This window comes from Rhodococcus sp. NPDC060090 (genome assembly GCF_042729855.1).
Lineage (GTDB): Bacteria > Actinomycetota > Actinomycetes > Mycobacteriales > Mycobacteriaceae > Rhodococcus.
Genome location: NZ_JBHWXB010000003.1, coordinates 371511 through 389423, shown reverse-complemented (window position 1 = coordinate 389423; position 17913 = coordinate 371511). Strand labels below are relative to the sequence as shown.

The 17913-nt window shown below is 66.9% G+C and carries 21 protein-coding genes; 9 read left to right on the top strand and 12 right to left on the bottom strand.

Features of this window, described 5'->3' with window-relative positions; all coding sequences use genetic code 11:
* Positions 1 to 262 precede the first annotated feature (262 nt).
* Complete coding sequence (gene soxR, locus ACFWCF_RS06470) at positions 263 to 712, top strand: redox-sensitive transcriptional activator SoxR (protein ID WP_378491249.1); 450 nt, start codon at positions 263 to 265, stop codon at positions 710 to 712.
* Positions 713 to 949: 237 nt separating this feature from the next.
* On the opposite strand, the gene ACFWCF_RS06465 is transcribed toward soxR, so the two are convergent.
* The 8 genes from ACFWCF_RS06465 to ACFWCF_RS06430 form a co-directional block, all read right to left on the bottom strand.
* A complete protein-coding gene (locus ACFWCF_RS06465) occupies positions 950 to 1651 on the bottom strand; it encodes a DUF899 domain-containing protein (RefSeq protein ID WP_378558630.1) in 702 nt (233 codons plus the stop codon).
* Between the two features lie 176 nt (positions 1652 to 1827).
* Positions 1828 to 2469, bottom strand: coding sequence for a hypothetical protein (locus ACFWCF_RS06460; RefSeq protein WP_378558627.1), 642 nt, complete (start codon positions 2467 to 2469; stop codon positions 1828 to 1830).
* Between the two features lie 40 nt (positions 2470 to 2509).
* Positions 2510 to 2851, bottom strand: a complete 342-nt coding sequence (locus ACFWCF_RS06455) for an inorganic pyrophosphatase (protein ID WP_378558624.1) — start codon at positions 2849 to 2851, stop codon at positions 2510 to 2512.
* Positions 2852 to 2954: 103 nt separating this feature from the next.
* On the bottom strand, positions 2955 to 3782 hold the full coding sequence (locus tag ACFWCF_RS06450; RefSeq protein ID WP_378558622.1) for an alpha/beta fold hydrolase: 828 nt from the start codon (positions 3780 to 3782) through the stop codon (positions 2955 to 2957).
* Positions 3783 to 3932: 150 nt separating this feature from the next.
* Complete coding sequence (locus tag ACFWCF_RS06445) at positions 3933 to 4403, bottom strand: NUDIX domain-containing protein (RefSeq protein ID WP_378558619.1); 471 nt, start codon at positions 4401 to 4403, stop codon at positions 3933 to 3935.
* 194 nt (positions 4404 to 4597) lie between these two features.
* Positions 4598 to 4963 carry a hypothetical protein gene (locus ACFWCF_RS06440; protein WP_378558616.1) on the bottom strand — a complete coding sequence of 122 codons (366 nt, stop codon included), beginning with the start codon at positions 4961 to 4963 and terminating at the stop codon, positions 4598 to 4600.
* 76 nt (positions 4964 to 5039) lie between these two features.
* The gene (locus ACFWCF_RS06435; RefSeq protein WP_378558614.1) at positions 5040 to 5474 is read right to left on the bottom strand and encodes an NUDIX hydrolase; all 435 of its coding nucleotides are present in this window, start codon (positions 5472 to 5474) and stop codon (positions 5040 to 5042) included.
* Between the two features lie 184 nt (positions 5475 to 5658).
* A complete protein-coding gene (locus ACFWCF_RS06430; RefSeq protein ID WP_378558611.1) occupies positions 5659 to 6423 on the bottom strand; it encodes an SDR family NAD(P)-dependent oxidoreductase in 765 nt (254 codons plus the stop codon).
* 106 nt (positions 6424 to 6529) lie between these two features.
* Here ACFWCF_RS06430 and ACFWCF_RS06425 point away from each other — a divergent pair, with 106 nt between their 5' ends.
* From ACFWCF_RS06425 to ACFWCF_RS06405, 5 genes are read left to right on the top strand one after another with little or no spacing between them, the layout of a single operon-like run.
* The gene (locus ACFWCF_RS06425; RefSeq protein WP_378558608.1) at positions 6530 to 7474 is read left to right on the top strand and encodes a hypothetical protein; all 945 of its coding nucleotides are present in this window, start codon (positions 6530 to 6532) and stop codon (positions 7472 to 7474) included.
* Positions 7471 to 8634, top strand: coding sequence for an STM4014 family protein (locus ACFWCF_RS06420; protein WP_378558606.1), 1164 nt, complete (start codon positions 7471 to 7473; stop codon positions 8632 to 8634). Before ACFWCF_RS06425 ends, ACFWCF_RS06420 begins: the two co-directional genes overlap by 4 nt.
* The gene (locus tag ACFWCF_RS06415) at positions 8631 to 9488 is read left to right on the top strand and encodes an STM4013/SEN3800 family hydrolase (protein ID WP_378558604.1); all 858 of its coding nucleotides are present in this window, start codon (positions 8631 to 8633) and stop codon (positions 9486 to 9488) included. Before ACFWCF_RS06420 ends, ACFWCF_RS06415 begins: the two co-directional genes overlap by 4 nt.
* Positions 9485 to 10840: an STM4012 family radical SAM protein gene (locus ACFWCF_RS06410; RefSeq protein WP_378558602.1), complete on the top strand. Its 1356-nt coding sequence runs from the start codon at positions 9485 to 9487 to the stop codon at positions 10838 to 10840. Before ACFWCF_RS06415 ends, ACFWCF_RS06410 begins: the two co-directional genes overlap by 4 nt.
* A complete protein-coding gene (locus ACFWCF_RS06405) occupies positions 10786 to 11730 on the top strand; it encodes an STM4011 family radical SAM protein (protein ID WP_378558600.1) in 945 nt (314 codons plus the stop codon). The genes ACFWCF_RS06410 and ACFWCF_RS06405 overlap by 55 nt, the downstream gene beginning before the upstream one ends.
* 4 nt (positions 11731 to 11734) lie before the next feature.
* On the opposite strand, the gene ACFWCF_RS06400 is transcribed toward ACFWCF_RS06405, so the two are convergent.
* The 3 genes from ACFWCF_RS06400 to ACFWCF_RS06390 all read right to left on the bottom strand — a co-directional run bounded on the left by ACFWCF_RS06400 (position 11735) and on the right by ACFWCF_RS06390 (position 14122).
* Positions 11735 to 12361: an RES family NAD+ phosphorylase gene (locus ACFWCF_RS06400; RefSeq protein ID WP_378558598.1), complete on the bottom strand. Its 627-nt coding sequence runs from the start codon at positions 12359 to 12361 to the stop codon at positions 11735 to 11737.
* Positions 12358 to 12885, bottom strand: coding sequence for a hypothetical protein (locus ACFWCF_RS06395; protein WP_378558595.1), 528 nt, complete (start codon positions 12883 to 12885; stop codon positions 12358 to 12360). The genes ACFWCF_RS06400 and ACFWCF_RS06395 overlap by 4 nt, the downstream gene beginning before the upstream one ends.
* 106 nt (positions 12886 to 12991) lie before the next feature.
* On the bottom strand, positions 12992 to 14122 hold the full coding sequence (locus tag ACFWCF_RS06390) for a M24 family metallopeptidase (protein WP_378558593.1): 1131 nt from the start codon (positions 14120 to 14122) through the stop codon (positions 12992 to 12994).
* A gap of 35 nt (positions 14123 to 14157) precedes the next feature.
* Here ACFWCF_RS06390 and ACFWCF_RS06385 point away from each other — a divergent pair, with 35 nt between their 5' ends.
* The 3 genes from ACFWCF_RS06385 to ACFWCF_RS06375 are packed head-to-tail and all read left to right on the top strand — an operon-like array spanning position 14158 to position 16523.
* Positions 14158 to 15126, top strand: coding sequence for a 5'-3' exonuclease H3TH domain-containing protein (locus ACFWCF_RS06385; RefSeq protein WP_378558590.1), 969 nt, complete (start codon positions 14158 to 14160; stop codon positions 15124 to 15126).
* Between the two features lie 5 nt (positions 15127 to 15131).
* On the top strand, positions 15132 to 15371 hold the full coding sequence (locus ACFWCF_RS06380) for a hypothetical protein (protein WP_378558587.1): 240 nt from the start codon (positions 15132 to 15134) through the stop codon (positions 15369 to 15371).
* A 15-nt stretch (positions 15372 to 15386) separates the two neighbouring features.
* Complete coding sequence (locus ACFWCF_RS06375; protein ID WP_378558585.1) at positions 15387 to 16523, top strand: flotillin family protein; 1137 nt, start codon at positions 15387 to 15389, stop codon at positions 16521 to 16523.
* A 74-nt stretch (positions 16524 to 16597) separates the two neighbouring features.
* Here the strand turns inward: ACFWCF_RS06375 and ACFWCF_RS06370 are convergent, their stop codons facing one another.
* The gene (locus ACFWCF_RS06370) at positions 16598 to 17209 is read right to left on the bottom strand and encodes a hypothetical protein (protein WP_378558582.1); all 612 of its coding nucleotides are present in this window, start codon (positions 17207 to 17209) and stop codon (positions 16598 to 16600) included.
* Between the last annotated feature and the right edge of the window lie 704 nt (positions 17210 to 17913).

The window sequence follows — 17913 nt, the reverse complement described above, 5'->3', positions numbered from 1 at the left end:
ACTGGCCGTGCTGCAGAGGGGTAGTGGCTGTCGCATGACTCGAGGGGTCAATTTTCGGTTGCCGGAAAGGGGTCAGTTTTCAGGTGCCGTTGACACTGCGCACACGCGTGCCCGACGCACCGCTCCCCTCCCCCTGCCCGGAACGTCGATCCGCGATCATTTCCGGTGTCGGCGGCTCAGGCCATCAGCCGTGCGGCAATGCTTCGGTACTGTGCAGCGCAAGTTTGATTACCGTGCGTTTCCTATTCGAGGAAGGCTTCCGATGACTGCTGCCGTGTGGCTGACTCCCGGACAGTTGTCCGAACGCTCCGGCGTTGCGGTGTCGACGTTGCACTACTACGAATCCCGCGGGCTGATCGACAGCCGTCGTACGTCCGGCAATCAGCGACGCTACCGGCGCGACACATTGCGCCGAGTGGCGTTCATCCGGATCGCGCAGGGCGTGGGGGTGTCGCTGGAGGACATCAAGAACGCCCTCGATTCGCTGCCCGACAGTCGGGTGCCGACCGCGGAGGATTGGGCGCGTCTGTCGCTGATGTGGCACGACGAGTTGACCCGCCGCATCGAGGCGTTGACCGAGTTGCGTGACGATTTCTCGGGATGCATCGGGTGTGGGTGTCTGAGCCTGAAGAGTTGTCCGTTGGCGAACCCCGGCGACGTGCTCGCGAAGGAGGGTCCGGGCCCTCGTCGGCTTCCCGTGCGGGGCGACTGAGTCGCCCGAAGGTACCGCACGAGAATCCGCACCGGCCCGCGCGTCATCCTCCGGGACTTTCCTCCGCCTACACGGGTTTCTGCAGGTCGTGAGGCCACGGAAAGCCGTGCACGTGGAGGAAGGCTTTGGTCTGTGAGGCGGACGCCGTCCGGACTTGCCGAGCTTGCCGCACACCTCGTGATAGATGCTCAGGCCGTCGAGCGACAGGTGACCACTGCGCGGTCCTCACTCGGGGCGTCACTGCACGTCGCCGTGTGCGTAGAGTCGGGCGACGTCGGGAGAGTCGAGCCACTTGGAGTAGGTGGGCGACTGTGGCCAGCCATCGGGCGAATCATGCCATTCCTCCTGGCGACCCCACGGCAAGAGGTCGATCAAGGCGAAGGTGTAGCTGAGCTGTTCGGTGCCGCGGCCGGTGGTGTGCCAAGTGCGGTAGACCTTGTCGCCATCGCGGAGAAAGACATTGACCGCGAATCCCCCGCCGGGCGGTGCGTCGACGTCGGCGGCGAACGAGCTCTCGGACGACGAATACCAGTCCATTTTGTTGCCGACCTTCGCCTTGTAGGCCAGTGCGTCTTCGATGGGCCCGTTGGTAACAATGACGAAGCGGGCGTCGTAGTTGTCGAGGATGCCCAGCCGAGTCCACTGCGACGTGAGGCTGGTGCAACCGCCGCACTGCCACTCCGCGCCGTCGGACCACATGTGGTTGTAGACGATGAGCTGTGAACGGCCGTCGAACACGTCGATCAACCGGATCGGGCCGTCCGGACCGATCAGTGTGTAGTCGGGTAGTGCGACCATCGGCAGTCTGCGGCGCTGTGCGGCGATGGCGTCGAGTTCACGGGTGGCGGCCTTTTCCCGCCGACGCAGGTCGTCGAGCGCTGTCTGCCAGGTCTGCTGGTCCACGACCGGGGGGAGGGAGCCGGCTGTCGGATGGGTCATCGTGCCTCCAAAGTCGAACGGATCTGCTCTGCAGTGTTGACCGGGAGCGGACCCGGAATTAATCGCGTTCGGTTCGGGCGAGGAGAGCAACAGGGATCAGCGCTGCACTCGTCAATTCCGGATCTACCAGCGGTCCAGGTCGCCGGATGAACACCGACCCGATAGGCCGTTGCGGCTCATCGTTCTTCGGCTTTCACTCTGATTGTGAGAGTGCCTGCCTCCGAGGAAGGTTCGACCGTCACCGTGGGCGTACTGGCCCGGATTCCGAGGTACGACTGGGCAATGGTGGCGCTGCTGGGATAGCTCAGCACCTCGACCACCGCAGCGGCCTCGCCCTCCGGTGACAGCCGGGCCGGCAGTGCGCTGTGGTGCCACGGAGTGCCGGTTTCCACTCCGCTCAGATCAATCTGCAGCAGACACGAACCCGCGACCGGCACGACGGCGTCGGTGGCGCGCAGTCGGGACTCCTGCACGAAACGGGCAGACCACCCGATCGCTCCATCACCGCTGACCGCGAAGACGACGGTGTTGCCGTCGCCGAGTTCGACCGACTCCAGCACCGGATGGATCACGGGAGGGACGCTCTCGCCGAGTTCGAGTGAGCGGTCCCCCGGAACGATGGTGGGTCGCGTCAACGCAGGATCCCCCACCTGCATTTGCCCGGAAAACGAGTCGAAGCGATCACAAGACCCCGGCGCCGCTCGCTCGGATTCGGCGGCGCGCGAACCGGTGACATCGACCGTGACGCACGCTGTCGTCACCGCACTGACCGACGCGGCCAGCGCCATGGACACGATGCAGCGTGTAGACCAGGTCATCGCGTCCTCTCTCCTCGGATACGGTCTCTCCTGCGACTGCTCACCGGTGAATGATCGTGGTCCCGAGCAGAAGCGTCCCGGACAGAAACGCGAAGACTTCATCGATCTCACCGGGTGTGCAATCCATCAGAACCTTGACCTCCACATCACGTTTGCCGGCATCGACCGTGAGCGCGGCCGCGGTGACACCGGCACCTGCGTTGTTGCCGACGAACACGTCCACTCCCTCACCGTCGACAGTGGTGGTGCCCTCGAGGAAACCGTAGTCCAGCGGATAGGTCACGTCGGGGAATCGAGGATGCGCAGACCCTTTGGCTCGGTCGATCCGGATCGGCGCCGAGCGAGCGAGCGCGTCGAGGGCATCGAAGAACGACGACTGCATCGGCTCAGTATGCCCTTGTCGACGGCCGCATCGCGCATCGTCCCGAGAAGGCTGTCGGCCCTACCCCACCTCACGAGTCCTGCTCCTCGTAGTGCGCAGCGGTTTACTTCCAGTGGGATTCCAGCGCGTCGACGAGTTCGCGCGCTCGCTCGTCCGGGAAGAACAACCGTGCCTCAGGCACTTCCACGACCTCGGTCGCACCAGGAATCAGATCAACGAGCCAATCCGCCCAGGAACGACGGAAGAATATATCGCCGGTGCCCCACACGATGGCGGTCGGCACCTCGCACGCACCAAGAGCCGGCCGTATCGGAGCGAGCAAAGAGGGTGTCATCGACGAGAGCAGCGCTGTCATGAAACGAGCACCGTCGAGACTGCTCAGGGGCGGCGCCAGATAATCGATGATGACGTCGTCGGGCACAGCGGAGACGTTCTGGTAGCCGGTGCGGTAGATGTGCTTGGCGACTTCGGGAAGGCGAGAAAGTGGACGAGCTGCGTACAACATCCGGGCCTTGGCCGCCCACACGGCAGGCCGGAACGCCGGCGGCGGGAAGTTACCCTCGGTATCGCAGTTGGTCAGCACGCACGACGCGAACTGCCCCGGATCTCGGGTCAACACGATCTGGCAGACGGCGCCGCCGGTGTCGTTTCCGACGAGGTGAATGTCGCGCAGATCCAGCTCGCGAATGACGGTGTCGACCGCATCAGCGAGCCCCCACACCGAAGGATTCCCGAGCGGAGGCGTGTGTCCGTGGCCGGGGAGATCGATGCTGATGCAACGACGGTGATCGGACAGCAGTCGGACGCAGTTACGCCAGAGTCTGCCGTTGGTGAAGACACCGTGCACGAACAGCGTGACCGGGCCTTGACCGACATCGATGTAGCTGATGCCGCCTACGGTGTGGCGGTGGGCTGCGAATTCGTCGGTCATGCGTCTCCTCTATCTTGGCCTCTCGAGGCTCAGGCTGCCGCTGATGCGCGGCCGGTTCATCGCCTGATGCTCGGGACATCGGCGATGATGATCCGGGCCGACTGAACCGCAGGTGCGATCTGAGCACTAGGTCAACGATGCGTGACGAGCTCAGAATCCGATGCAGTGAAGCGGCATCAGACGGCCAGAGCACAGAGCGCCGAGCACGAACTCTTCATGCGGAACCATCGGAGTCGGAAGTTCTTCTACATCGAACCATTGCAGAGCGGCTGCCTTGTCCGTTTCCATCAGTCGCGGCTCTGATGACCAACTGCGACACTCGACGAAGAAGTCCACGCGGTGGTCCTTGTAGGAGTCGCCGGGGAGCTGCCGGCGATGCAACGTGGTCAGCGACACCAGATCAGCAGGATCGACCGCGACTCCGAGCTCCTCGGCACACTCGCGCACAGCGGCATCGAAGACCGACTCGCCCCGCTCGACGTGCCCTGCCGCAGCATGAGCCCAATGCCCGTCCAGGTAGCCGGTCCCCTCCCGCAATTGGAGCAGGACCTGTTCACGCCCAACGAGATTGCGACGAAGCAGCAGATATACAGCCGGCACCAACTGAAAGCGATCATTCACTCGCCCACGGTAGCGGCCCACGGCGACACACAATGTCCGGGTCAGTCGCCCGACACCTCCTCACCGGGATTGGCGTTCACGTCGCGAACGAATCCACGGCGCCTCGCCACCGGCTCAGTCCGGCTAGGTGTGCTCAGTCTCGACGGCTTCTCGGTAGTGACGTGGTCGCGGGCGCTAACCGATATCGTCGCGAATCAGGCAGCTCGACGGCGCCGGAGGGAAATGTACGCGGTGCTCGACACGAGAAAGCAAGCAGCAAGGATGATGGCGAGATAGCCACGCCAAGGCTCCGGACTGACAACAACAGCCTCGTTCGTGACCACGTCCCGAAAGACACATGTCGCCCCGGGCGGAAACAAGCCCCACGGATCGATGATGGCAGCTCCGATTCGCTCCGCACGATCGGGTAACAGGTAGTCGAATTGCGAAGGGAAGCCGTAACGGTCACGACACCAATGCGTCGCCGGCGTTGTTTTTCGGGTGAGATGGTTCCAGAAATAGAGCACGATGAGTAGGGCGCCCGACATGAGTGCGGTAAGTCGGTAGGCCGAAACGGCCATTTTCGTATCCTTGTCTACCGTATGCGGCGAAGATCGTCCCACGTTGTCAGCCGGTCGCTGTCGGACCCGCCCATCTTCAGCTCGATGATTCGCGCAGAAGCGTATCCAGGATGTCCGCAACGCCGGTCGGATAGAAAGGATGGTTCGCCTCACCGATCGAGACCCATCGAATCGGGCTGCCTTCGTCGAGCACCCGCAACTGCGCGCTCCGAGGGATCGCATCGATCTCGACCGAGTCAACCGCGAAGACGTGGACGATCTCGTGTCCGGGGTTGCCCTCGTACTCGAAAATATTCTCCACCACTGCGAGTAGTTCGGTAGCACCGAGGGTGACGCCCAGTTCCTCGGTGAATTCTCGTCGCACTGCGATCTCCGCAGTCTCACCGAACTCGATGCCGCCACCGATCGCGCGGTGAAACGCTTCGCCGGTCACCCGGTCCACACCATCGAGCACGAGAACGTGCCCCGATCGGATGGGTAGCCCTACCGAGAGGTTCCTGATCGATGACACGCAATCCACTGTAGGACTGTGCGGTACCACCGTTGTCTTGGACGGAGTTCTCGAAGACGAACAGGTCGGCAGTCATTCGCTCGTACGCTGCTTCGACGACGCGCCCTTCAGTGCGCTCGAGCACTGTTCCCACGGAGAAGAAGTCCATGAGCCAACGAGGCCTGCGCCCACGACCAACCCGTCCCTACCGCGGCATCCGCCGCCACACCGCGCGCGGCAGCAACCGCATCCCGAAGAACACCGGCCGCAGCACCGCAGGCACCCACACCTCACCGCGACCGCGGTGCAGTGCCCGCACCGTCGCGTCCGCCACCTGCGGCGCCGTGCTCGAGAACGGTGCCGGGCTCATCCCCGCGGTCATCCGGCCGATCACGAACCCGGGCCGCACCAACAGCAGCGACACACCACTGCCGTGCAGGGCATCGGCCAGCCCGGATGCGAATCCGTCCAGGCCGGCCTTCGCCGACCCGTACACATAGTTCGCGCGGCGCACCCGCCACCCGGCGACCGAAGAGAACACCACAAGGCGGCCGCTGCCCTGCTCCCGCAGGCGCTGGGCCAGGACGGTGAGCAACCCGACCTGGGCGACATAGTCGGTGTGCACGACCGCGACCGCGTGCGCCGCATCGGTTTCGGCGCGAGCCTGGTCTCCGAGGATCCCGAAGGCGAGCACCGCCACATCGATGGGGCCGTGCGCAGCACTGATCGAGTCGAGCACCGCGGTGTGGGTGTCGAGTGCGTCGGCATCGAATTCGACGGTGTGCACCGCCGCCGCACCCGCAGCCTGCACGTGTGCCACCGGCCCCGCGAGGTCGTCGGCGCGGCGCGCTGCCAGCACCACGGTGCGACCCGGCGCCAACCGGGCGGCGATCTCGACGCCGATCTCGCTGCGTCCGCCGAACACGACGACGATGCCCGCTGCCGCCGAACCGGCTGTGGTGTTGCTCATGATGCCAGTGTGCCGCGCGGCTCTCTCGGAAACGAGTCGGGGTCGTGTCATAGGGTGCCGACGGCGCACTTCGGCCGACCTACTCCTCGGAAACGGAGCATCACCGGTGACGATCGACACCCCCACCAGCACCTTCGCTGGACTCCCCGTCGAGCACTACAGTTCGGACACCACGGCCCCCGCCGATCCCGCCGCGGTCGCATGGAAGGTCGCGACAGACTGGCGGCGCGGCGACGACGCATTCGTCGACGATCTCCTGTCCCTCGCGGGTCAACCCTGGGCCGGACAGATCACCACGCTGGTGTTCGGATGTTGGACCGAGGCCAGCGATCCACTGCCCGCAGACAAGGTGGTGCCGCTGCTCGCGGCGTTCCCCGCCGTGCGGCACCTGTTCGTCGGCGATATGACTTTCGAAGAGTCGGAGATCTCGTGGATCGACTGGGGTGATCTCGGCGCGGTCCTCGCGGTCATCCCGAAACTCGAAACCCTCCAGCTGCGCGGCGGCAGTACGTCCATCGTCAACGATCCGGTCTCGTTCGCTACACCCACGCTGCCGCGCCTGCGGTCGCTGACCGTCGAATCCGGTGGGCTGCAGCAGGGCTACCTCGACGCGCTGCTCGCGATCGACGCACCCGACCTGACCGACCTCGAGCTCTGGCTCGGCGTCGACAACTACGGAGCCATCACCGATCTCGATCCGCTCACCGGCCTGCTCGCCGGCGACCGGTTCCCGGCGATGACCCGCCTCGGGTTACGCAACAGCGACCTCGCCGACCGCATCGCCGCGGCACTACAGCAGGCACCGGTTCTGCTGCGCATCACCGCGCTCGACCTGTCGAACGGCACGCTGACCGACACCGGCGCCGACGCGCTCGCCGCTGCCGATCTGGGAGCGGTGCGCAGCCTGATCCTCGACCATCATTTCGTGTCCGACGAGGCATTGACGCGGCTGCGCGCGGCGCACCCGCAGATCGAGATTTCCGCCGCCGACCGGCAGGAACCCGAGACGTACAACGACGAGGTCTACCTGTATACCGCTGTCTCCGAATGAGATCCACATCGGGGATGCTGGTGGTCGGGAACCCGGGCAGTCGCCGCACCACCCTGCTCACCGCGGCGTTGCATCGGGCGGGTTGCCCGTCGCCGCGGGTGTTGAGCTGGCGGGCGGTCCTCGCCGACGGGCCCGCTCACGCGGGTGCAGTCCTCACCGAGGCCCTGGCCACACCGGGGGCGCCGATGCTGGTGCGCATCGACTCCCCCGGCGACGACCCGGTCGTCGACCGGTTGTTGAGGGGTGCTCCCCGGTGCGCGCCGCACGGGACGATCACCGCCGGGCCCGCGTGGTACGCCGGGTTCACCACCGCCGCCCGCGGGCTCGGTGCCGCTGCCGACTCGGCAGGCGCGCGGATGACCGCCGATCCCGACGACCTCGCGGTGCTGTTCGACAAAGCCACCTGCCACGCGCGTCTCGCCGCCGCCGACATCCCGGTACCCGCTGCGCTCGACGAGCCCGGCATCACCGCGGTCGCTGGTTGGCACGAGGTACGGGCTCGGCTCCGCGACCGCGGTTGGTCCCGGGTGTTCGTCAAACCCGCACACGGCTCCTCGGCGTCGGGGGTGCTTGCGCTGCAACTGCGCGGGCAGGGCACCGGTGCCGATGTGCTCGCCCGTGGCCCGGTGCGGTGGCACGACGGGCAGCCGGTCAACAGTCTCCGTACCGGAGTGTTCCGCGGCGACAAGGAGGTCGGTGCGCTCATCGATGCGCTCGCTCCGCAGCGACTGCATATCGAACAGTGGTTCCCGAAACTCGTGCTGCAGGGCCGGGCCGTCGATGTGCGGGTCTTGGTCGTGGCCGGCGCCGCGACCCACGCGGTGGTCCGGACATCGCACGGGTCGGTGACGAACCTGCACCTGGGCAACGCCCGCGGCGACGTCGCGGCGCTGCGCGCGGCGATCGGCGAACCGGGGTGGCGGCGGGTGCTCGACGTCGCCGAGACCACCGCCCGGCGTTTTCCTCGCACCCACACCGTCGGCGTCGATGTGCTCGTCGGGGCGAGAGCCGCATCGTCGGGGCCGCAGCCCATCCCGGTGGCCGTCGCCGAGGTGAACGCCTTCGGTGATCTGCTGCCGAACCTGCCCGGCCTGCGTTGCCGTGAGCACGACACCTACGACGCCCAGATTCACAGCCTGACCGGAGTGTTCACCGCATGACCCAGATCCCCGCGTTCCGCGACGTCGTCGGCACTCACGACATCGTGTTCGTCACCCTCGACACCTTGCGTTTCGACGTCGCCGCCACCGAACTGGCCGCCGGCCGCACCCCGCACCTCGCCGCGTTGCTTCCGGGTGGGCGGTGGGAGCGTCGCCATACCCCCGCGACGTTCACCTTCCCCGCGCATCAGGCGTTCTTCGCCGGGTTTTTGCCCACCCCGGCCGACGGCGGTGACCACGAGCGGTTGTTCGCCCCAAAATTCCCCGGGCACACCGAAGCTCTCCTCGGGTCCGGCACCTGGCTGTTCGGCCAGGCCACGGTCGTCGAGGCGCTCGCCGCCGCCGGCTACCGCACCATGTGTATCGGCGGCGTCGGCTTCTTCAACCGGCAGACCGCCGTGGGTTCGGTGCTGCCCGATCTGTTCGAGGAACGCCACTGGTCCGAGGCCACCGGCGTGACCGACCCGGCCAGTGTCGATCATCAACTCGACATCCTCGAGCGCCGCCTCGTGGTCGACGATCCGCGGCCACGGTTCGTGTTCGTCAACGTCGCAGCCCTGCACCAACCGAACCACTTCTACCTCGACGGCATCGCCAGCACCCCCGAGACGCGCCGCCCCGACACCCTGGCCAGCCACGCCGCGGCCCTGAGATACGTCGATTCGCGCATCCCGCGGCTGACTGCGCTGCTCAGCACCGCTCCCCGACCGGTGTTCCTGATCGTGTGCTCCGATCATGGCACCGCATACGGCGACGACAACCGGCACGGGCATCGGCTCGCGCACGACTGCGTGTGGACGGTGCCGTACGCGCACACCGTCCTGCCGCACAACACACCTGGAGTCCCCGCATGAACGACACGCGCATCGATCTGGATGCCTCCCCGTACCAGGGATACCTGTATGCGTATCCGCACAAGAGCGCCTACCGGCCACTCGACCCGGCACCACGCCTGCGGGACGTGTGGGCCGGGCAGGACCTCTCGTCGCTGTTCCTCTACGCGCACATCCCGTTCTGCGAGATGCGGTGTGGTTTCTGCAATCTGTTCACCACCGCCCGCCCACCCTCGGGCCGCGTCGCCGACTACCTGCGGGCACTACGCCGCCAGGCTCAGCAGGTCCGCACCGAACTCGACGCGACCGGCCGCGATGCCCGCGTCGCCACCGCCGCGATCGGCGGCGGAACCCCCACCTATCTCGAACCGGTCGAACTCGACGAACTGTTCGACATCCTCACCGGCTTCGCCCCGGAACTGCCGCAGCTGTCGATCGGGGTGGAAACCTCTCCCGCGACGGCCACCGCCGATCGGCTCACGGTGCTCGCCGACCGCGGGGTGCACCGGATCAGCATGGGGGTGCAGAGCTTCCTCGATCGGGAAGCACACGCCGCGGGCCGCCCCCAGCACCGCGCCGACGTCGACGCGGCCCTCGACCGCATCCAGGGCGGCCGCTTTCCCGTCGTCAACCTCGACCTGATCTACGGCATCGACGGGCAGACCCCCGACACCTGGCAGTGCTCCCTCGACACCGCGCTCGCGCGACGTCCCGAGGAGATCTATCTGTATCCGCTGTACGTGCGGCCGCTGACCGGGCTCGGTCGCCGCGCCGCCGACGAGCAGCTGCCGGACCCGGAATGGGACGCTCGTCGCCTCGACCTGTACCGGCAAGGAGTTGCCGCGCTCACCACCGCCGGCTATCGGCAACAGTCGATGCGCCAGTTCCGCCGCGCCGATGTGCCCGGCGACGACACCGACTACTGCTGCCAGGACGACGGCATGATCGGGCTCGGCTGTGGTGCCCGCTCCTACACCGACACCCTGCACTATTCGTTCGACTACGCCGTCGGGATCCCCGCGGTGCGGGCGATCCTCGACGAATACAGCGCCACCACCGATTTCACCCGCGCCACCGTCGGGGTGCACCTCGACGCGCAGGAACAGCGCCGCCGCTGGCTGATCAAAACCCTGCTGCGCACCGACGGGATGCGCACCGCCGACTACACCGCCCGGTTCGGCACCGACCCGACCGTCGACATCCCCGAACTCGCCGAGCTGACCGCCCGCGGCTGGTCCCTCCACCGGCCCGACCCGGCCGGTGGCACCCTGATCCGGCTCACCGACGACGGGCTCGCTCACTCCGACGTCATCGGTCCATGGCTGGTGTCGACGACGATCCGCGCGGCGATGGCCGCGGCCGCAACCCGATGACCAGCGGCCCTCGTTCACCCGAGCTGACGATCCTCTATCGCGGTCCGCTGGCGAGCTGCAACTACGATTGCCCGTACTGCCCGTTCGCGAAGCGCCGCGACAGTCCCGCGACGCTGCGCGCCGACCGGGCGGCACTCACCCGATTCGTCGGCTGGGTCACCCGTAACCCGCACGGGCATCGGCAGCTCTCGATCCTGTTCACCCCGTGGGGCGAAGCGCTGACCCGCTCCTGGTACCGCGAGGCGTTGGTGACGCTGTCGCACCTGCCGCACGTGGGGACCGTGGCGGTGCAGACCAACCTGTCGTGCCGCACCGGCTGGCTCGCTGCCGCCGACCCCACCCGGCTCGCCCTGTGGTGCACCTACCATCCCGGTGAAACCACCCGCGAGCGATTCGTGGCGCGCACCGCCGAACTCGATGCCATCGGGATCCGGCATTCGGTGGGGATCGTCGGGCTCGCCGACAACCTCGACGCCGCACGCGACCTGCGCGCGGCGCTACCCGGGCACACCTATCTGTGGGTCAACGCCGAAGAAGGCCGCAGTTACGACCCGGCCGAGGAAGCGGTGTGGACCGCGCTCGATCCGCTGTTCGCATACTCGGCGCACCCGCACCCGTCGGTGGGGCTGCCGTGCCGCACCGGGGAGAGCGTGATCAGCGTCGACGGTGACGGGCTGGTGCGCCGCTGCCATTTCGTCGCGGCGCCGCTCGGCAACCTCTACGACGGCACCTATCTGCACGCACTACGGCCGCGTCCCTGCCCGAATACGGTCTGTGACTGCCACATCGGATATGTGCATCTCGAAACGCTGCCGCTCTACGAGGTGTTCGCCGGCGGGATCGTCGAACGCATCCCCACCGACTGTCGGGATCCCGCGGTCGTGTGCTGAGGGGTCATCTCGGCGCCGGCGGCAGGACGTCGACGTGCAGCGGGCTGCAGGTCTCGATGAGCCAGTCGAGGCCGGGGCCGGACTGGAAGATGCGGCCGAACGAGCTGTCCTGTCGAAGTGCGTTGCTGCAGCGGTCGCCGAACAGGACGACAGCCCGGGTGTCGTTGCATGTGCGGGAGGTCCACGCCAGCCCGTCGAAGCCCGCAGCGTGGGCAACCTCCGCCCACAGCACGGTGCGCGGGTATTCACTGGCCTCGGTATCGGTGACATGCCGGGCCTCCACGCCGAGGCGACGCAGGCCGAGGCCACGCAAATTGGCGAGCCGCAGGTTGCGGGTCACCTCGATCTTCCCCATCACTGTGTTCGCGTATGCGGCATACGGGAGGACGCCACCGCTTACTGGAATGTCGTGCAGCAAGGACTCGGCCAGCGCTGCCTCTTCTGTATCAGCGGCGTACAGGACCGGCACCGCGGGTCTGCCGAAAAATGCGAATCGGGTTCGGCTGCCGAATCCGTGATTGAACTCGCCGACCGTGCGAGTGTTGTTGTGTACCCGATATAGGCGTTGACCTGCAGTTAGGGGGTTGGTGTCGGCGTCGAACGGCTGCGGCGGCGCGCCGGCCGCATTCACCAGGAGACTCCGAAAGCTTCCGTGGCGACCGCCAGGAGCTGGTCGGCATCATTGATGATGTCCACGGGCCGATCACCACCGAGGTAGGTCGTCGGCGCCATCATCCATTCGATCAGGCTCGCCTCATCCCAGCCGTGCTGATCCCCGATGTCGCGGAGCGCTGCGATCACGGGCAGGATGCCGACCGCCGCGAACTGGAAGGCCGGGTACAGCAGATATTTTCCGCGTCGCAGCGCGAGTAACCGCCCCTCGCTGCGGGCTGCCGTGGCCGCGTTCCGCCGGGCAACGGCACGAGAGCTCATCCGGTCAGCGGCCTGCGCGCTGGTGAGTAGGCCGAATTCCGCGTCGATGCGGTCATACAGATTCTGTTGGGCCTGCACTGCCCGCGCCAACGCGGGCGATGCCGCTGTCAGATGTGCTGCGCGGATCGCTGTGCCGAGCGCGGTGACATTGCGTCGAGTCTGTGCCAGGTCGGATGCGACGGCCATCGCCACGTCTTCCGGTGTTGCTGCGTCGGGGTGCATCACATACCTCCACATGCGTTCTGTGCAGTTGATAATATCGCACTAAACGCATTGTGACGGTCTGCCTTGCTTCTCCACCACGGGTTTCACCGTGCTGAGCCGAGCATCAGCCCGGCAACACCGTCAGCCCGTGCGGACGCCGATTGACCGACTCGCACCCGGCGTCGGTGACGATGACGATGTCCTCGATACGGGCACCCCATTCGCCGCGAAAGTAGATGCCCGGCTCGATGCTGAACGCCATGCCGGCCCGCAGCAGTTCGGTGTTGCCGCCGACGATGTACGGCTCCTCGTGCACCGACAGACCGATGCCGTGCCCGGTGCGGTGCACGAACACCTCGGCGAGGCCCTCGGCGGCGAGCAGATCGCGGGCTGCGGCGTCGATGTCTTCGGCGCGCGCGCCCGGTTTCACGGCGTCGACCGCGGCCTGCTGTGCGGCCTCGAGCAGCGCGATCTTCTCGGCCACCGCGGGATCCGGGTCGCCGATGCTGTAGGTGCGGGTCGAATCGGAGTTGTAGCCCGGCTCGACCGGCCCCCCGATGTCGATGACCACGATGTCTCCGGCGGTGATGACCCGCTCGGACACCTCGTGGTGCGGGTCGGCGCCATGCGGACCCGACCCGACGATCACGAACGCGGCCTCGGTGTGGCCCTCGGCGAGGATCGCGGCGGAGATGTCCGCGGCGACCTGCGCTTCGGTGCGGCCCGGGCGCAGCCACTCACCCATCCGGGCGTGCACCCGGTCGATGGCAGCGCCGGCGCGGCGCAATGCCTCGATCTCGTCGCTGTCCTTGATCATGCGCAGTTCCCGGATGACCGACGTGGCGAGCACCGGGACACAGTCGAAGGTGGCGGCGAGCGGCACCAGGTGCAGCGCCGGCATCGCATCGGCGACCGCGATCTTCTCACCGCCCGGAACAAGCTCCGCGACGATCGAGTACGGGTTCTGCCCGTCCACCCAGTCGCGCACCGGAAGTGCCAGTTCGGCGACGGCGGACTCGGTCAGCGACGCCAGTTCCAGACGTGGCACGACGACCGCGGCGGTCGATCCGTCGGTGGGGATCACCAGGCAGGTGAGTCGTTCGAAGGATTCGGCGCGGGACCCGATCAGATACCGCAGGTCGGGGCCGGGGGTGATCAGGAGTGCATCGAGTCCGGCGGCGGCGCCGAGTTCGGCGGCGCGGCGCAGTCGGGCTCCGTAGCGGACGGCGGGGAAGCGGGACTCAGCGGTGCTCATGCCGTCGAGCCTAATGCCCGGCGGTGGATGGCAGGATGAGGTCCGTGACCGAACCCGACACCCCGGCGCCGTCGCTGTTGCTGCTCGACAGCGCCGGCTTGTGGTTCCGCGCGTTCTACGGCGTGCCCGATTCCCTCACCGGCCCCGATGGCACCCCCGTCAACGCGATCCGCGGGTTCGTCGACATGGTTGCGACGCTGATTCGCCGTCATCGCCCCGCCCGGATGGTCGCCTGCCTGGACCTGGATTGGCGGCCCGCGTTCCGGGTCGCGGCGGTGCCCAGCTACAAGGCGCATCGCGTCGCTGCCGACTCTCTCGACGGCACCGTCGAAGACGTCCCGCCCGCGCTGAGCCCGCAGATTCCGGTGATCCTCGACATCCTCGCCGCCGCGGGCATCGCCACCGGCGGCGCCGACGGTTTCGAAGCCGACGACGTGATGGGCACCCTCGCCGCCACCGAACGCACCGATCCGGTGGTGGTGGTCAGCGGCGACCGGGATCTGCTGCAGGTCGTCACCGACAGTCCGGTACCCGTGCGGGTGCTGTATGTGGGTCGAGGCCTGGCGAAAGCCGAGTTGTACGACCCGGCGCTGGTCGCCGACAAATACGGAGTGCCTCTGGACCGGGCAGGCGCCGCCTACGCCGAACTCGCGGCGCTGCGCGGCGACCCGTCGGACGGGTTGCCCGGCGTCAAAGGCATCGGAGACAAGACCGCCTCCGGACTGCTCATGCAGTACGGGTCGCTCGCCGCGGTGCGCGCAGCGGCGCTCGACGGGTCGACGTCGATGGCGAAAGGCCTCCGCAGCAAACTTGTCGCCGCCTCCGACTACCTCGATGTGGCGATGCCGGTGATACGGGTCGCGACCGACGCGCCGGTGCAACATTCGAAATCCGACGAGTTGCCGTCGTCGCCGGCCGATGCGGACGCGTTGACCGCGCTCGCGCAGCGGTGGGGTGTCGAACGGTCCGTCGGGTCGCTCACCGCGGCCCTCGCCGGACAGTGACCCGCATGAGCGACCAGAATCCGATCGGGACGATCGGACGTCTCACCCTGGCCACCCGCGGTGCCGACGGACCCGGACAAGTGGAATTGACGATTCGTGGTGGCCGCGAAACCTACACCGCATGGTCCACGGGGCCGCTTCCCACTATGTCCACCGTCCTGGTGGTCGGCAGCCGCGGTGGTCGTGCCCTGGACGTCGAGCCGTGGCTGGATCTGAACTTCGAACGTGAGACAGGCAGTACCTGACGAAAAGGAGATCGAATGTTCGGATATCGAGTACCTGCCCCCAACGAGGCCCTACTCATTTCCGGTGGGAGTCGAGGGGGCGACGGGGCACCGTTCCGTGTGGTCACCGGTCAGGGTGCGTTCGTGATCCCCGTCCTGCGTAAAGCAGACATCCTGTCGCTGGACCTGCACGAGGCTCTCATCAAGGAAACCTGCGTGACCACCCAAGGGGTGGAACTGTCCGTCAGCGCGGTGGTCGCATTCAAGGTGGGCAACGACAACGAATCGATCGTCAACGCCGCACAGCGTTTCCTGTCCTCCCAGAGAGGTGCGATGGCCGGCACCGTCGGGGAGATCTTCGCCGGTCACCTGCGGTCCATCATCGGTTCGATGACGGTCGAACAGATCATCCGTCAGCGTGAAGTCCTCGCCTCACAGGTGCTCGACAGCTCCAACGTGGAGATGGGCCGCATGGGTCTGATCGTGGATTCGATGCAGATCCGGTCCATCGACGACTGCGGCTCCGGCTACATCGATTCGTTGCGCGCACCGCACCTCGCGCAGGTGGAGCGGGAAGCGAAGATCGCGCAGGCCGAAGCAGATCGGGCCTCCGCCGAAGCGCAGCAGGAATCCCGGCGCCGTCAGGCCGAATACACACGCGAGACTGCGATCAAGGAATCGGAGATCCAGGCCGAGACCGACCGCGCAAAGGCGGAGTCCGCGCAGGCCGGACCGCTCGCGCAGGCCACCGCGCAGCGCGAGGTCCTCGAGGCGCAGTCGGAACTGGCCATCAAACAGGCGGAACTGCGGGAGAAGCAGCTGCAGAGCGAGGTCATCAAGCCGGCCGAGGCGAAGGCCCGCGAGACCGAGATCCTGGCGAAGGCGAAGGCGGAAGAAATTCGGATCCTGGCCGAGGCCGCCGCCTCCAACGGTCGTGTCGCGCTGGATCAGACGCTGATCGAGCAGTTGCCGCTCATCGTGGAGGCCGCCGCGAAGGGCCTGGCCAACTCCAACCTGACCATCCTCAACGGTCAGGAAGGTGTCAACGACACCATCTCCGGCATGGTCGGGCAGGGCCTGGCCGTGTTCGGGGCGCTGCAGAAGGGCATCCTGAGCGGCGACAACGACGACGATCGGACAGGCCCGCACGAGATCACGGGGCTGACCCGGTAGTCCCCCCGGCGCCCGGACACACGGCGCGGCTGCCGCCCGTGTTCCGGCGTCTGGACTATGTTCCGGCGTCTCGCCTATCGGATGTGCGCGAGAAGCGCTCGGCCGGTGTTCCATTCACCGACCAGCGCGGGGCCGGTCGGTTCGGTGTCGACCGGGCGGTGGTGCACCACGACCGTCGTATCTCCCGCCTCGATCACGGTGTCGGTTCCGGCAGCGGTTGTCCGTAGCTCGGTGACCGTCGGAACAACCCCCGATCCGGACCCGGTGCCCCGGACGTGCACCGTGTTCTCGACTTTCCGTGGCTCCGTGCCGTCGACGTGTACGAACTGCTCGGCTTCACGTCCGGCACCATCGATGGTGGCAAGCAACTGCCCGACGTAGACGGGGTCGGTCGTGGCGTCGTAGATGTAGCGGTGCCCGAGCACCGAATGCTCCATCTCCCCCACCGGTCGCGCTTCCGGCAGCGGTGCCCCGCGGTAGGTCAACGGCACCTGGAAGACGGACCCGTCCGCGTCGCGCACCAGATGGATTTCGATCCCGACTTCACCGTCGGGATCGTCGAAGCGGTACGCACCGACCTGCTCGAGCACAGGCGTCGTTCCCGGGTAGTAGTCGGCGGACGACAGCCAGGCGGCGATTACTTCCGGCTTGGTGGGCGATAATTGGGCTGCATACAGGAAGGCCACGCCGTGAGCATAGCGGCGGCAGGCCTCCAACTCAGGACAATGCGAACTCCGCGTGCCACGTTCGAGGTGGATCCATCGTTTGCTCGAGGACGCCGAGACCGTGATCCATTGCTGTACCCGATGCGTCGGCGTCGAGGATGAATCACGTTCTATATAGAAGCCATCATAGTTCTCGTTGCCTGGGCCCTGGCCTGCTGGTCACGGAAAGTGGGGCAGAATCGGACGTCACTCGCCGTTGACAGATCGCCACCGATTTCGAGGAATTTGTGGTGCGCAGGACGCTTTTGGTCGTAGCTGTCGCAGCAATGCTGGCAACGGCGGCGGCAGTCGGGGCATCGGCCGGTAGCGCCGCGTCCGATTCCGACGGCGCATCTATCGCCATTGGTGATGGTGCCGGTGACAGCGGGGAGGCAACCGGTTCGGTGCCGAGTCCAGGAGTAGTCCGCAGCTGGGACCTCGAGCGCAGGATGGCGTGATCGACAGTGACACCGTCCAGCTGGGTGCCACGTCAGTGTCGTGGCGGTCGCGGTGGACGGGTTTCCGGGCCTGGCGCGGGGCCAGCAGGTCGAGTTCGAGTGTTCCCGTCTCGAGACGGGAACAGGTCACCGATCAGGACGGCTACCGGTACGGCGCGACTCGGATAGAGCAGCAGCCCAATTGAGGACCGCCGACCGATGCGCACGGCACATGCTCCGAACAGAGGC

Bases quoted from the DNA above. Each gene is read 5' to 3' on its own strand.
- soxR (WP_378491249.1), top strand. From the start codon at position 263: ATGACTGCTGCCGTGTGGCTGACTCCCGGACAGTTGTCCGAACGCTCC.
- ACFWCF_RS06465 (WP_378558630.1), bottom strand. From the start codon at position 1,651: ATGACCCATCCGACAGCCGGCTCCCTCCCCCCGGTCGTGGACCAGCAG.
- ACFWCF_RS06460 (WP_378558627.1), bottom strand. From the start codon at position 2,469: ATGACCTGGTCTACACGCTGCATCGTGTCCATGGCGCTGGCCGCGTCG.
- ACFWCF_RS06455 (WP_378558624.1), bottom strand. From the start codon at position 2,851: ATGCAGTCGTCGTTCTTCGATGCCCTCGACGCGCTCGCTCGCTCGGCG.
- ACFWCF_RS06450 (WP_378558622.1), bottom strand. From the start codon at position 3,782: ATGACCGACGAATTCGCAGCCCACCGCCACACCGTAGGCGGCATCAGC.
- ACFWCF_RS06440 (WP_378558616.1), bottom strand. From the start codon at position 4,963: ATGGCCGTTTCGGCCTACCGACTTACCGCACTCATGTCGGGCGCCCTA.
- ACFWCF_RS06430 (WP_378558611.1), bottom strand. From the start codon at position 6,423: ATGAGCAACACCACAGCCGGTTCGGCGGCAGCGGGCATCGTCGTCGTG.
- ACFWCF_RS06420 (WP_378558606.1), top strand. From the start codon at position 7,471: ATGAGATCCACATCGGGGATGCTGGTGGTCGGGAACCCGGGCAGTCGC.
- ACFWCF_RS06415 (WP_378558604.1), top strand. From the start codon at position 8,631: ATGACCCAGATCCCCGCGTTCCGCGACGTCGTCGGCACTCACGACATC.
- ACFWCF_RS06410 (WP_378558602.1), top strand. From the start codon at position 9,485: ATGAACGACACGCGCATCGATCTGGATGCCTCCCCGTACCAGGGATAC.
- ACFWCF_RS06405 (WP_378558600.1), top strand. From the start codon at position 10,786: ATGGCTGGTGTCGACGACGATCCGCGCGGCGATGGCCGCGGCCGCAAC.
- ACFWCF_RS06395 (WP_378558595.1), bottom strand. From the start codon at position 12,885: ATGCACCCCGACGCAGCAACACCGGAAGACGTGGCGATGGCCGTCGCA.
- ACFWCF_RS06390 (WP_378558593.1), bottom strand. From the start codon at position 14,122: ATGAGCACCGCTGAGTCCCGCTTCCCCGCCGTCCGCTACGGAGCCCGA.
- ACFWCF_RS06385 (WP_378558590.1), top strand. From the start codon at position 14,158: ATGAGGTCCGTGACCGAACCCGACACCCCGGCGCCGTCGCTGTTGCTG.
- ACFWCF_RS06380 (WP_378558587.1), top strand. From the start codon at position 15,132: ATGAGCGACCAGAATCCGATCGGGACGATCGGACGTCTCACCCTGGCC.
- ACFWCF_RS06375 (WP_378558585.1), top strand. From the start codon at position 15,387: ATGTTCGGATATCGAGTACCTGCCCCCAACGAGGCCCTACTCATTTCC.